Origin of the sequence: Streptomyces shenzhenensis (genome assembly GCF_021462265.1) — a bacterium.
In the GTDB taxonomy this organism is placed as follows: Bacteria; Actinomycetota; Actinomycetes; order Streptomycetales; family Streptomycetaceae; genus Streptomyces; species Streptomyces shenzhenensis.
Genome location: NZ_JAJONF010000022.1, coordinates 102,346 through 114,690, shown reverse-complemented (window position 1 = coordinate 114,690; position 12,345 = coordinate 102,346). Strand labels below are relative to the sequence as shown.

The 12,345-nt window shown below is 73.1% G+C and carries 12 protein-coding genes; 4 read left to right on the top strand and 8 right to left on the bottom strand.

What is annotated here, in order from left to right:
• Positions 1-79: 79 nt before the first annotated feature.
• The 5 genes from LQ326_RS26630 to pcaH form a co-directional block, all read right to left on the bottom strand.
• Positions 80-871 carry an SDR family NAD(P)-dependent oxidoreductase gene (locus tag LQ326_RS26630; protein WP_234540395.1) on the bottom strand — a complete coding sequence of 264 codons (792 nt, stop codon included), beginning with the start codon at positions 869-871 and terminating at the stop codon, positions 80-82.
• Positions 872-935: 64 nt separating this feature from the next.
• On the bottom strand, positions 936-2,054 hold the full coding sequence (gene pcaDC / locus LQ326_RS26625) for a bifunctional 3-oxoadipate enol-lactonase/4-carboxymuconolactone decarboxylase PcaDC (RefSeq protein WP_234540393.1): 1,119 nt from the start codon (positions 2,052-2,054) through the stop codon (positions 936-938).
• Positions 2,051-3,382 (bottom strand): 3-carboxy-cis,cis-muconate cycloisomerase, encoded by a 1,332-nt coding sequence (pcaB, locus tag LQ326_RS26620; RefSeq protein WP_234540472.1) that lies wholly within the window; start codon positions 3,380-3,382, stop codon positions 2,051-2,053. Before pcaB ends, pcaDC begins: the two co-directional genes overlap by 4 nt.
• 5 nt (positions 3,383-3,387) lie before the next feature.
• Positions 3,388-3,990 (bottom strand): protocatechuate 3,4-dioxygenase subunit alpha, encoded by a 603-nt coding sequence (gene pcaG, locus LQ326_RS26615; protein WP_234540392.1) that lies wholly within the window; start codon positions 3,988-3,990, stop codon positions 3,388-3,390.
• Between the two features lie 4 nt (positions 3,991-3,994).
• Positions 3,995-4,768 carry a protocatechuate 3,4-dioxygenase subunit beta gene (pcaH, locus tag LQ326_RS26610; RefSeq protein WP_234540390.1) on the bottom strand — a complete coding sequence of 258 codons (774 nt, stop codon included), beginning with the start codon at positions 4,766-4,768 and terminating at the stop codon, positions 3,995-3,997.
• Positions 4,769-5,099: 331 nt separating this feature from the next.
• Here pcaH and LQ326_RS26605 point away from each other — a divergent pair, with 331 nt between their 5' ends.
• A complete protein-coding gene (locus LQ326_RS26605) occupies positions 5,100-5,597 on the top strand; it encodes a MarR family winged helix-turn-helix transcriptional regulator (protein WP_234540470.1) in 498 nt (165 codons plus the stop codon).
• 173 nt (positions 5,598-5,770) lie between these two features.
• Here LQ326_RS26605 and LQ326_RS26600 read toward each other — a convergent pair whose 3' ends face one another.
• Positions 5,771-6,736 carry a DUF3048 domain-containing protein gene (locus tag LQ326_RS26600; protein WP_234540468.1) on the bottom strand — a complete coding sequence of 322 codons (966 nt, stop codon included), beginning with the start codon at positions 6,734-6,736 and terminating at the stop codon, positions 5,771-5,773.
• A gap of 228 nt (positions 6,737-6,964) precedes the next feature.
• Between LQ326_RS26600 and LQ326_RS26595 the strand changes: the two genes are divergently transcribed.
• Positions 6,965-8,155, top strand: coding sequence for a zinc-dependent alcohol dehydrogenase (locus LQ326_RS26595; protein ID WP_234540389.1), 1,191 nt, complete (start codon positions 6,965-6,967; stop codon positions 8,153-8,155).
• 9 nt (positions 8,156-8,164) lie between these two features.
• Here the strand turns inward: LQ326_RS26595 and LQ326_RS26590 are convergent, their stop codons facing one another.
• Entirely contained in the window at positions 8,165-9,229 is a 1,065-nt protein-coding gene (locus tag LQ326_RS26590) for an ATP-dependent DNA ligase (protein ID WP_234540388.1), read from the bottom strand.
• A gap of 117 nt (positions 9,230-9,346) precedes the next feature.
• On the opposite strand from LQ326_RS26590, the gene ligD reads away from it, so the two are divergent.
• Both ligD and LQ326_RS26580 read left to right on the top strand, forming a co-directional pair.
• Positions 9,347-10,366, top strand: a complete 1,020-nt coding sequence (gene ligD / locus LQ326_RS26585; protein WP_234540386.1) for a non-homologous end-joining DNA ligase — start codon at positions 9,347-9,349, stop codon at positions 10,364-10,366.
• 119 nt (positions 10,367-10,485) lie between these two features.
• Positions 10,486-11,514, top strand: coding sequence for a LacI family DNA-binding transcriptional regulator (locus tag LQ326_RS26580; protein WP_234540384.1), 1,029 nt, complete (start codon positions 10,486-10,488; stop codon positions 11,512-11,514).
• 35 nt (positions 11,515-11,549) lie between these two features.
• On the opposite strand, the gene LQ326_RS26575 is transcribed toward LQ326_RS26580, so the two are convergent.
• The gene (locus LQ326_RS26575) at positions 11,550-12,341 is read right to left on the bottom strand and encodes a VOC family protein (RefSeq protein ID WP_234540466.1); all 792 of its coding nucleotides are present in this window, start codon (positions 12,339-12,341) and stop codon (positions 11,550-11,552) included.
• Positions 12,342-12,345 lie beyond the last annotated feature (4 nt).

The window sequence follows — 12,345 nt, the reverse complement described above, 5'->3', positions numbered from 1 at the left end:
GTGCGGGAGGGGGGCTGATCGCGCCCACGCGGCGGCAGCCGCATATCAGGACGGCCCCGTACCCCTGGGAGAAGGGGCGCTACAGGGACAGGAGCTGACCGGTCACCGCTGACAGGCGTTGCCGCGCCTCTTGGTCGTACGTCGCCTCGTGCGCTCGTGCCGGACTCGTACCGTCGAAGTAGCGCCCGGTACCCACGTCCCGCGTCGCCAGGGCCAGGACACCGGGCGCGCCGTCCGCCACCGTGCTCCAGGGCGTCACTCCGCCCTCCCGGACCATCGCCGTGTCCATGAAGGTCGCCGGGTGCAGGACGTTCACGCGGACTCCCGTGCCGGCCAGTTCGTCCGCCAGCGTGAAGGTGTGGGCCGCAAGGGCCCACTTGGCGCGGCAGTAGGCCGCGAACCCCTGGTAGCCGCGGGTGAATTCGGGGTCGTCGAAGTCCAGGGGTTCCTGGCCCGCCGAGCCCACGTTGACGATGCGGGCCGGGGTGTTCGCGCGCAGTACCGGCAGGAGGACGCGGGTCAGGGCCACCGGAGCCAGGTAGTTGACGGCCAGGCGCAACTCGTGTCCGTCGGTGCTCAGTTCGCGGCCCGAGCCGGGAGTGCCGGCGCCGACGCCCGCGTTGTTGACCAGTACGTCCAGGTCCGGATGGGCGTCGGCGACCCGCGCGCCCAGTTCGCGGACCTGGGCCAGCGAGGCCAGGTCCGCGACGAAGCCCTCCGCGGCGCCCTCGGTGCGCAGTTCGTCGACCAGTCGCGCGGTACGGCCCGGGTCGCGGCCGTGGGCGAGGACGAGGTGCCCGGAGCGGACCAGTTCGAAGGCGACGTACCGGCCGAGCCCGGCGGTGGCACCGGTGATCAGAACAGTGGACATGCCTCCAGCCTAGGCACACGGCGGTGGCGGGTGGGTGGTGCCGCTGGAGGTACGACCGGCAGGGTCACTCTTCTTCCTCCGCCAGCACCCGCTGCGCCGTCGCGAACGCCGAGTTCGCGGCCGGGACTCCGCAGTAGACGGCCGTCTGCAGCAGCACCGCGCCGATCTCCTCCGGCGTCAGCCCGTTGCGCCGGGCCGCCCGCACATGCATGGCCAGCTCGTCGTAGTGGCCGTGGGCGACCAGCGCGGTGAGGGTGATCATGCTGCGTTCGCGGCGGGAGAGCGTGGGGTCGGTCCAGATCTCGCCCCAGGCGTAGCGCGAGATGAAGTCCTGGAACCGGGCCGTGAAGGGGGTCTGCCGGGCCTGGGCGCGGTCGACGTGCGCGTCGCCGAGCACGTCACGGCGTACCGCCATCCCGCGCCTGGCTCCTCCGTCGAGGTGGGAGCGGAGCGCGGTGAGGACGGCCTCGGGGCACTGCGCGGGCGCCAGATGCGCGGCGCCCGGCAGTTCGACCAGCGTGGACGACGGCACCGCGTCGGCGATCTCCCGCAGCTGCGGCGGCGGGGTCGCGGGGTCCTGGCGGCCGGCGATCAGCAGGGTGCGGACGGCGATTTCGCCGAGCCGGTCCCGCAGGTCGAAGGCGGCCAGTGCGTCGCAGCAGGCGGCGTACGCCTCCGGGTCGGCCGACCGCTGGTCCTCGACCAGCCGCGGCACGGTGAAGCCGGGGGTGAACCAGCGCGAGCCGGCGTTCTCCGCCAGCCACTCCACGCCCTCCCGGCGCACCCGCTCGGCCCGCTCCTCCCAGGGCCTGGACCCGCCGAAGTGGGCCGAGGAGCAGATCACCGCGAGGTTCTCCAGCCGGTCCGGGTGGTGGACGGCCAGGTACAGTCCCACGGCACCGCCCAGCGACACCCCCGCGTACGCGAACCGCTCGATCCCGAGCGCGTCGGCCAGCGCGAGCACCAGGGCGGCGAGGTCACCGACGCTCGCCCCGGCCTTGACCAGGCCGGGCGCCGAACCGCCGTGCCCCGGCAGGTTCCAGCGCACGACGCGGTGAGTGATCGACAGTTCGGGTGCCACGGCGTCCCACAGGGCGTACGAGGTGCCGAGCGACGGCCCGAGCAGCAGCGGGGGAGCCGAAGCGGAGCCCTCGACGAGGTGGTTGAGGAGGTTCTCGGTCAACGTCGCTCCAGCGCACGGTCGGTGAGCTCACCGGCGGATCCGGTGTAGCGGGCGGGATCGGTCAGGCTGTCGAGCTCGACGTCCTTCAAGTCGGATTCCTCGGAGAGGAGTTCACGCAGCGTCCGGTGCTCGGTGCGGGTGCGGCGGGCCAGCTCGGTGAGCAGCTCCTTGGCGCGGGCCCGGCCGAGCACGGGGGCCAGTTCGGCGGAGAGCCGCTCCGAGACGATCAGTCCGCCGGTGAGGCCGAGGTGGCGGCGCATCGCCTCGGGGTGCACCCGCAGCCCCGCCGCCAGCTCCGCCGCGTTCCGGGCCGCGCCGCCGACGGTCCGCAGCAGGTCCCGCAGCGGTTCCCACTCGGCGTGCCAGGCACCGGCCGGCCGCTCGTCCTCCGCGGCCATCGAGCCGTACAGGACGGCTGCGAGCTGCGGAGCCCGCCGGGCGGCCGCCGCGATCAGCGTCGCCCGCACGGGGTTGGCCTTGTGCGGCATGGCCGACGAACCGCCCCCGCTGCCCTCGGAGACCTCGCCGATCTCGCTACGGGACAGGGTCAGCACGTCCGCGGCGAGCTTCCCCAGCGCCCCTGCCGTGAGGGCGAGACACCCGGCGAGGTCGGCGATCGGTGTGCGCAGGGTGTGCCAGGGCAACAGGGGTGCGGCCAGGCCGAGTTCACGGGCGTACGCCGCCGGCAGCTGCTCGGCGTGCTCCGCGCCGTACGCGCCGAAGGCGGCCAGCGTGCCTGCGGCACCGCCGAGTTGGGCGGGCAGCGACTCCCGGACCAGGGTCACGCGGTCCCGGGCGTCGAGGACCAGCGAGCGCCAGCCGGCCGCCTTCAGTCCGAAGGTCGTCGGAACGGCGTGCTGGGTGAGCGTGCGGCCCGGCATCGCCGTGTCACGGTGCTCGGCGGCCAGCTGGGCCAGGGTCCTCTCGGCGTGGCCGAGGTCGGCGAGGACCAGGTCCAGGGTGCGGGCGGCGACCAGCATGGTCGCCGTGTCCATGATGTCCTGGCTGGTCGCGCCCCGGTGCACGTACGGTCCGTACTCCGCGCCGACCGCCTTGGTCAGATCGGCGACCAGCGGGATGACCGGGTTGCCGCCGGCGCGGCCGCGCTCCGCGAGGGCACCGACGTCGAAACGGCCCGGATCGGCCGCCTCGGTCACGGCGGCCGCGGCCTCGGCCGGGACCGTCCCCAGGGTGGCCTGGGCACGGGTGAGGGCCGCCTCCGCGTCAAGGAGCGCCCGCAGCCACGCGCCGTCCGCGGTCGCGGACGCGGCGGCCGATCCGGACCACCCGGGGCCGAGCAGCCCGGCGTCACCACCGCCGTATTCCACCGAACTCACAGGAACTCCAGGAAGACCGTCTCGCCCTCGCCCTGAAGGCGGATGTCGAAACGGTAGGTCCCCCGGCCCTCGTCGGCGGCGATCAGCGTGTCGCGTCGCTCACCCACCCGGGTGAGCAGCGGGTCGGCGGCGAGCACCGCGTCGTCGCCCGGCAGGTAGATCCGGGTGAACAGGTGCACGAGCAGGCCGCGCGCGAACACGCACACGCTGAGGTAGGGCGCGCTGCCGCCGCGGGCGCCGGGCCGCAGCGTCCGCGCGTACCAGTGCCCGTCGGTGTCCGTCTGGATCCGGCCCCAGCCGGTGAACTCCACGCCGTTGCGGCCGAGGTGGTCACCGCTCGCCGGGTCACGGCGCATCGAACCGTCGGTCGTGGACACATGGCCCGCCGGGTCGGGGCCCCACAGCTCCACGAGCGCGTCGGGAAGCGGGTCGCCCGCGCCGTCGAGGACGTACCCGTGGACCGTGATCGTGTCCGGGTGCCCGAGGGGCGCGATGTCCTCGCCGCCGCGGAACGGCAGCGCGTACCCGTAGAACGGGCCGACCGTGTGGGACGGGGTGGGCAGCACGTTCTGCGGGCTGCTCGTGTCGATCTTCGTCATCAGGTCAGCGTCCTTCTTCGATCCAGGTGGCGGCGGGGCCGTCCAGCACGATGTCCCAGTGGTAGCCCATCGAGAACTCCGGCACGGACAGACTGTGGTCGTAGGTCGCCACCAGCCGCTGCCGGGCCGCGTCGTCCGTCACCGACTGGATGATCGGGTCGTACGGGAACAGCGGGTCGCTCGGGAAGTACATCTGCGTCACCAGCCGCTGCGTGAACGCCGTGCCGAACATCGAGAAGTGGATGTGCGCCGGACGCCAGGCGTTGAGGTGGTTGCGCCAGGGGTAGGGGCCCGGCTGGATGGTGGTGAAGCGGTAGCCGCCGTCGGCGTCGGTGATCGTCCGGCCGACACCCGTGAAGTTGGGGTCCAGCGGGGCGTCGTGCTGCTCCCGCTGGTGCGCGTAGCGGCCCGCCGAGTTGGCCTGCCAGATCTCGACCAGCTGGCCCCGCACGGGCCGGCCGTCACGGTCCAGCAGCCGCCCGGAGACGGTGATCCGCTCCCCGATGGGCTCTCCGCTGTGCTGCCGGGTCAGATCGTTGTCTATCCCGGTGATGTCCCGCTCTCCGAACGCGGGCGAGTGCAGCTCCACCAGCTCCGGATCCTTGCTGGTGTCGATGGCGACCAGGGGCTGTTTCGGGTGCCGGAGCACGGAGGACCGGTAGGGGGCGTAGTCCCGGCGCGGTTGATGCTCGACGGGGGCCCCTTCGGCCACGCCCTTCTCGTAGGCGGCGCGCTCGGCGGCGATCTCCAGGTCGATATCGGCTTGGGTGAGTGTCATGGGAGGTCCTAGGTGGTGAGCGCCCCTTCAGGGGCGCGGGGCTGTGGTCCATGTGCGGCTCCGCCGCGTGGGCGCGACCGCCGCCGGCGACGCGCGGTCCCGTACGCCGGCCACCGCCGCCGCGGCCGTGGCGACCACCTTGTCCATCCGTGAGCCTCGTCTCTCCGTGAATTAATCAGGGCACTGAGTATTTCAGCGAGATGGCCGTCACGCTGCCACTGGCGTCGAAACCAGTCAATACCTCGGACGATGATTGGATGGACGTACACACAGGGCAGGGCCCGGCGGGTATTGTTCAGTGCACCAACGAACTCGGACCATGGGAGCGCATATGGCCGCGGTGGACCTCACCACCCACCCCGGGCACCTGGCCCGGCGGCTTCAGCAGGCCCACTACCTGCTGTGGAACACGATGGTCTCGGAGGAGATCACCTCGCCGCAGTTCGCCGTGCTGAACGCGCTCGTCGCCGAGCCGGGACTGGACCAGCGGACCGTGGGGGAGCGGGTGGGACTGGACCGGTCGACCATCGCGGAGGTCATCAGCCGGCTGGACCGGCGCGGGCTCCTCGACAAGGTGCGTGACCCGCGGGACGGCCGCCGCTTCCTGCTGCGCCTGACCGACGACGGCCTGCGCACCCACCGCAAGCTCGCCGTGCGCACCGCCCGGATGAACCAGGTCTTCCTCGCCCCGCTGTCGGCCGAGGAGCAGACCCAGTTCTTCGGCCTGATCCGCCGGGTCGCGGACGCGGCGGAGAGCCTGCGCAATCCCCCGGAGGCCGCCGCCTCCGGGGTCCAGGCCCTGCCAGGCCTGGGCGTCCGCGGCGCCTAGGGCGTGTTGCGAAAGTCCCGTCGTCCGCCCGGAGGGCGGGCCGCGCGGCGTCAGGTGCGTGCTCTCGGCGTGCCGGGCGGAAGCTCTCGTACTGGATGTACTTGGGCTTTCGCCCGGTGCGGCGAGAGTGCGTGCATGGCGTCGCGCGGCAGGCGGGACTTTCGCAACAGGCCCTAGGCCTTCGCGAACACCACCCACACCGGTCCGTCGGCGAAGTTCACCGGACTGCCGTCGGCCCCCGTGAACGTCGTGCCGCCCGTGGCCGCCGGCCGTGACCAGGTGGTCTCGAACGACCGCCCGTCCCGCAACACGTCGGCCTTCCCCGAGCCGACCGTCTCGGTGTACGGCGTGTAGTTGCCGAGCACGTCGTGATAGCGGGACGTGGTCACCCTGACGTACTGCACCACGACCGTCGCGGCCGTCAGCCGTTCCCCGGCCGTCGTCCGGTCCGGGGTGCCGTCCACCGACACCAGCCAGCGGCCGGGGCCGGCCGACCAGGTGAAGGTGAAGCGGGCCGCCGGGTACCGCACGGTGCGTGCGGCGGTGACCGTGCCGCCGGCCGGGGCCGGGCCGTAGTGGAATCCGGTGGTGAGCGCCGCCCCGCCGGGCGCCCCGTCCATCAGCTTGGCCGGGCGGAGGTAGAGGTTGTGCGGGGCCGGCCTGCCGCTGCCCCGGAAGTAGGCGGCGGACGCCTGCTCGGGCGACTCGGCCCGCAGCGGTGCCCGGCCGATCAGGGGGAGCAGCTTCTTCTGGCCGCCGGAGAAGGCGAGCGTCGGCCGGTCGAACTGGCGCAGCAGCTCCAGGTCCGACTCGCGGGCGCTGCGGACGGGGCCGATGACCTCGGGGAGCCGGGTGGCGTACACCGCCATCAGTCGGCTGAGCCCGCCCTCCACCTGCTCCGCGTACACCACGTCCGCCGATTCAAGCCCGGTCTGGGGGCGGGCCGGGGCCACGTTGTCGATCTTCACGGCCAGTACGGATCCGGTGGCGTGCGGCCCGTTCGGCGTGGAGGTGCCCTGCGGGGCGCGGCCGTCGTCCGTCGTGCCGTGCCGGGTGCAGCCCGCCGCCGCGGAGGACGTCACCGTGGCCGCCAGCGCCGCCGCCAGCACGGTCCGGCGCGTCGGCGCCCCCTGTCGCATGCCCACCGCTGTCACCCCGTTCGTCCGCCCCGCCTGCCCCTTGATTGTGTGCTCATCAGTTCATCGGTGGCCATACCTGGTCGAACCCGATCGGGTGTGTCGACGTGCCCCGCCCCCCGGCAGTGTGGCCGGGGGCGGTTCGGTCCGGGACCGCCGGGTACCCGGCTCGGGCCGCCGTTTCGAACGCGTGCCGGAACCGGCGCGCACGCGAGAGAGGGAGCGCGAGCCATGAAGGCAGTCACCTGGCAGGGCCGACGGGACGTACGGGTGGACGACGTGCCCGATCCCCGCATCGAAGAGCCCACGGACGCTGTCATCCGCATCACCTCCACCGGCCTGTGCGGCTCGGACCTGCACCTGTACGAGGTGCTCACGCCGTTCATGACCCCGGGTGACGTCCTCGGCCACGAACCCATCGGCATCGTCGAGGAGACCGGCTCCGAGGTGCCGAACCTGCGGCCGGGCGACCGGGTGGTGGTGCCCTTCCAGATCGCGTGCGGGCACTGCTTCATGTGCTCGGCGGGGCTGATGACCCAGTGCGAGACCACCCAGGTCACCGGGGAGGGCATGGGCGCCGCCCTGTTCGGCTACACCCGGCTCTACGGCGCGGTTCCCGGCGCCCAGGCCGAGTACCTGCGCGTCCCGCAGGCGCACTACGGCCCCATCAAGGTGCCCGAGGGACCGTCCGACGACCGCTTCGTCTACCTCTCCGACGTCCTCCCCACCGCCTGGCAGGCCCTCGAGTACGCCGCGGTCCCGCACGGCGGCACCCTCGCCGTCCTCGGCCTCGGTCCGATCGGCGACATGGCCTGCCGTCTCGCCAGGGCACGCGGGGCCGAGCGGGTGTTCGGCGTCGACCTGGTTCCCGAGCGGCTCGCACGGGCCGCCCGCCGCGGCGTCGAGACGTACGACCTGCGGGCCTTCGACGACGAGAAGGAACTGGTCCGCGCGATCCACGACGAGACCGGCGGCCGGGGCCCGGACGCCGTGATCGACGCCGTCGGCACCGAGGCGCACGGCAGCGCCGCCGCCAAGCTGGCCCAGACCGCGACCGGCCTGCTGCCCCGCAAGATCGCCGCGCCCCTCGCGGAACGCTTCGCCGTCGACCGGCTCAGCGCGCTCCACCTGGCGATCGACCTGGTCCGCCGCGGCGGCACGATCTCCCTGAGCGGGGTGTACGGCGGCATGGCCGACCCGCTGCCGCTGCTCACGCTCTTCGACAAGCAGGTGCAGCTGCGCATGGGCCAGGCGAACGTCCGCCGCTGGACCGACCAGATCCTCCCGTACCTGACGGACGAGGACCCGCTCGGCGTCGAGGACTTCGCAACCCACCGGCTGCCGCTGTCCGAGGCCCCGCACGCGTACGACATGTTCCAGCACAAGCAGGACGGCGCGGTGAAGATCCTCCTGAAGCCGTGACCGCGGCGGTCACGCCCCCAGGATCTCGGCGAGGTCGTAGCGCACCGGCTCCTCCAGCTGAGCGTAGGTGCAGCTGAGCGGTGTGCGGTCCGGGCGCCAGCGGCGGAAGCGGGCCGTGTGCCGGAAGCGGGCGCCGTTCTCCATGTGGTCGTACGCCACCTCGGCCACCCGCTCGGGCCGCAGCGGCACCCAGGACAGGTCCTTCTTGCCCGACCAGCGGCTCGGCGCGCCGGGCAGCCGGGCCGACTCATGGGCCGCCTCCTGAGCCCAGGCCGCCCACGGATGACCCGAGACGTCCGCCATGCGCAGCGGCTCCAGCTCCTCGATCAGCTCGGCCCGCCGCCTCATCGGGAACGCGGCCGACACGCCCACGTGCTGGAGGGCGCCCCGGTCGTCGTACAGGCCCAGCAGCAGCGAGCCCACCACCGGGCCGCTCTTGTGGAGGCGGTAGCCGGCCACCACCACGTCGGCGGTCCGCTCGTGCTTGACCTTGAACATGGCGCGCTCGTCCTGCCGGTAGCGCGACGCGAGCGGCTTGGCGATGACTCCGTCGAGACCGGCCCCCTCGTACTGCTCGAACCACTGCCGGGCCACCTCGACATCGGTCGTGGCCGGCGCCAGATGCACCGGCGGGGTGACGTGCTCCAGCGCCCTCGTGAGCAGCGCGCGGCGGTCGGTCAGCGGGACGTCCAGCAGTGACTCGTCGGCCAGCGCCAGCAGGTCGAAGGCGACGAAGGAGGCGGGCGTCCGCTCCGCCAGCGCGCGCACCCTGGAGTCCGCCGGATGGATCCGCTCGGTCAGTGCGTCGAAGTCGAGCCGGCCCTCCTGCGCGACGACGATCTCCCCGTCCAGCACGCACCGCTCGGGCACCCGTTCCCGCAACGCCGCCACCAGCTCGGGGAAGTACCTGGTCAACGGCTTCCCGGTCCTGCTGCCCAGCTCCACCTCGGCGCCGTCCCGGAACACGATCGCCCGGAAGCCGTCCCACTTCGCCTCGTACTGCATGTCCGGCGGGATCGTCGCCACCGGCTTGGCGAGCATCGGCTTCACGGGCGGCATCACCGGCAGATCCATGCCCCGACTCTACGAGCGCTCCCCGGCGCCCGCTCGTCACGCGGCCACCCGCGGTCCGGGCCCGCGGACCGCGTCGAGCGACATGCGCGAGGGGGATGGCTCGCCTACCGTGGCCGCATGGGCGATGCGGTGGAACTGGAGGTGGCCGGCCGGACCGTACGGCTGTCCAGCCCGGACAAGGTGTTCTTCCCGGAGCGCGGTTTCACCAAGCTGGACGTCGCCCGCTACTACGCGGCCGTCGCCCCCGGCATCCTGCGCGCCCTGCGCGACCGCCCCACCACCCTGCAGCGCTACCCGGACGGCATCGAGGGCGAGTGGTTCTACCAGAAACGCGCACCCAAGAACATGCCCGACTGGATCCCCACCGCCCACATCACCTTCCCCAGCGGCCGCAGCGCCGACGAGATGTGCCCCACCGAGGAGGCCGCGGTCGTGTGGGCCGCGCAGTACGGCACGCTCACCTTCCACCCGTGGCCGGTGCGCCGCGGGGACGTCGACCACCCCGACGAGCTCCGCCTCGACCTCGACCCGCAGCCCGGTACCGACTTCGCCGACGCGGTGCGCGCCGCACACGAACTGCGCGCCGTCCTGGACGAGTTCGGCGGACTGCGGGGATGGCCCAAGACCTCCGGCGGCCGTGGGCTGCACGTCTTCGTGCCCATCGAACCCCGCTGGACCTTCGCCCAGGTCCGGCGGGCTGCGATCGCCGTGGGCCGCGAGCTGGAACGCCGGATGCCGGACCGGGTCACCGTCAAGTGGTGGAAGGAGGAGCGCGGCGAGCGCATCTTCGTCGACTACAACCAGACCGCCCGCGACCGCACCATCGCCTCCGCCTACTCCCTGCGGCCCCGCTCGCACGCGCCCGTGTCCGCGCCGCTGCGCTGGGAGGAGGTCGACGACGTCCGCCCGGAGGACTTCGACCTCGTCACCATGCCGGCCCGGTTCGCCGAGGCCGGCGATGTGCACGCGGACATGGACGACCACGCCTGCTCCCTCGACGCCCTTCTGGAACTCGCCCGCCGCGACGAACACGACCACGGCCTCGGCGACCTGCCCTATCCGCCGGAGTACCCGAAGATGCCGGGCGAGCCCAAACGCGTCCAGCCGAGCCGGGCCCGGCCCGAACAGCCCTCCTGACGGGCGGACTTGGCGGCGCACCGGCGGCCGTCGGCGGACGGCACGGCCACGAGAGCGCTCTCACCGCCTCCTGCCCCCGGGGCTATGCTGATCGCCAGCCACCGAGGAGGAGGGCCGAGGTGTCCGAGGCAGTGTCGCGCCCCACACTGGAGGCCGTGGCCGCGCGGGCCGGGGTCTCCCGGGCCACCGCGTCACGGGTCGTCAACGGCGGCGACGGCGTGCGCGAGCCCCTCGTCGAGCGGGTCCGGCGGGCGGTCGAGGAACTCGGCTACGTCCCCAACCAGGCGGCCCGCAGCCTCGTCACCAAACGGCACGACGCCGTCGCCGTCGTCATCGCCGAACCGGAGACCCGGATCTTCGCCGACCCCTTCTTCGCCCTCCAGCTGCGCGGCATCAGCAAGGAGCTGACCGCCCACGACAACCAGCTCGTGCTGCTGCTCACCGAAGGCCGGGACGACCACGCCCGGGTGGCCCGCTATCTCGCCGGCGGCCATGTCGACGGCGCCCTGGTCTTCTCGCTGCACCTCGACGACCCGCTGCCCGGTCTGATCGAGGGCGCCGCGGTCCCCACCGTGTTCGGCGGCCGGCCCGGCTGGGGCGGCGGCTCGAACAGCGCCGTGTACGTCGACTGCGACAACCGGGGCGGTGCCGAGGAGGCGGTACGTCATCTCGTCGGGCTCGGCCGCACCCGGATCGCGCACATCACCGGACCGCTGGACCAGACGTCGGCGGCCGACCGCCTCCAGGGATACCGGGACGTGATGGGGGAGAGCGACCCCCGGCTGGTCGTCGCCAGCGACTTCACCCCGGGCGGTGGCGAGCGCGCCATGCGTGAACTCCTCGACCGCTGCCCCGACGTGGACGCCGTGTTCGCCGCCAACGACCTCACCGCGCTCGGCGTCCTGCGTGTCCTGCGCGAGCGCGGCCGCCGGGTGCCCGAGGACGTCGCCGTGATCGGCTTCGACGACGTGCTGCCCGTCGCGGGACAGAGCGAACCGGCGCTGACGACGGTCCGTCAGGACATCGAGGAGATGGGCCGGTTGATGGCCCGGCTGCTGCTGTCCACGCTGCCCCGGGGGGAGTCGGCGACGGGCGCGCCGAGCAGCGTCGTCCTGCCCACGACACTGATACGGCGCGCGACCGCCTAGCGGATCCCGGTTTCGGAGCCTGCCGCGATCCGGCCTCAGGCCTGCTGCGGTTCGCTCTTGAGCACCGCGAAGCGGGCGCCGTACGGGTCCGCCAGCTTGGCCATCCGGCCCACGCCCGCCAGCGTGGTCGCCGGCATCCGCACCGTGCCGCCCGTCTGCTGGGCCTTCTCGACCACCGCGTCCGGGTCCTCGACCTCGAAGTACGGCAGCCAGTACGCGCCCGCCTGCGCCTCGGCCGGGTCCTCGGCCAGCGGCACCATGCCGCCGAACGCCGACGCCTCGTCACCGCCCGCCGGGTTGACACAGGTGTAGGTGCCGCCGGGGAAGGGCACGCCGAAGGTCTCCAGGCCGAGCGCCTTGCGGTAGAAGGCGGCGGCGGCCGCGATGTCCGGGGTGTACAGCTCCGCCCAGCACAGCGAACCCGGATCGCCCGCCAGGTCGACACCTTTGGTGCGCGCCGGCTGCCAGACGCCGAAGGGCACGCCCGCCCGGTCGGCGAGGATCGCCATGCGGCCCCGGTCCAGCACGTCCGTCGGCTGGGTGAGGACGCTGCCGTGCGCCTGCTCGGCCGCCTTCGCGGTGGCCTGCGCGTCCGCACTGCGGAAGTACACCGTCCAGGACGGCGGACCCTGTTCCGGGGTGGTCTGCATACCGCCGGCGACGGTCCTGCCGTCCAGTTGGAAGAATCCGTAGCCGCCGGCGTCGGGGCCCGCCGACTGGAACCGCCAGCCGAAGAGACCGTGGTAGAAGGAGACGGCGCCGTCGATCTCGGGAGTGCCGAGGTCGATCCAGTTGGGAGCACCGTCGACGAAACGGGTGGTGAGCATCATC

Coding starts and splice junctions, on each gene's coding strand:
- LQ326_RS26630 (WP_234540395.1), bottom strand. CDS start 871: ATGTCCACTGTTCTGATCACCGGTGCCACCGCCGGGCTCGGCCGGTAC.
- pcaG (WP_234540392.1), bottom strand. CDS start 3,990: ATGACGAAGATCGACACGAGCAGCCCGCAGAACGTGCTGCCCACCCCG.
- pcaH (WP_234540390.1), bottom strand. CDS start 4,768: ATGACACTCACCCAAGCCGATATCGACCTGGAGATCGCCGCCGAGCGC.
- LQ326_RS26605 (WP_234540470.1), top strand. CDS start 5,100: ATGGCCGCGGTGGACCTCACCACCCACCCCGGGCACCTGGCCCGGCGG.
- LQ326_RS26600 (WP_234540468.1), bottom strand. CDS start 6,736: ATGCGACAGGGGGCGCCGACGCGCCGGACCGTGCTGGCGGCGGCGCTG.
- LQ326_RS26595 (WP_234540389.1), top strand. CDS start 6,965: ATGAAGGCAGTCACCTGGCAGGGCCGACGGGACGTACGGGTGGACGAC.
- LQ326_RS26590 (WP_234540388.1), bottom strand. CDS start 9,229: ATGGATCTGCCGGTGATGCCGCCCGTGAAGCCGATGCTCGCCAAGCCG.
- ligD (WP_234540386.1), top strand. CDS start 9,347: ATGGGCGATGCGGTGGAACTGGAGGTGGCCGGCCGGACCGTACGGCTG.
- LQ326_RS26575 (WP_234540466.1), bottom strand. CDS start 12,341: ATGCTCACCACCCGTTTCGTCGACGGTGCTCCCAACTGGATCGACCTC.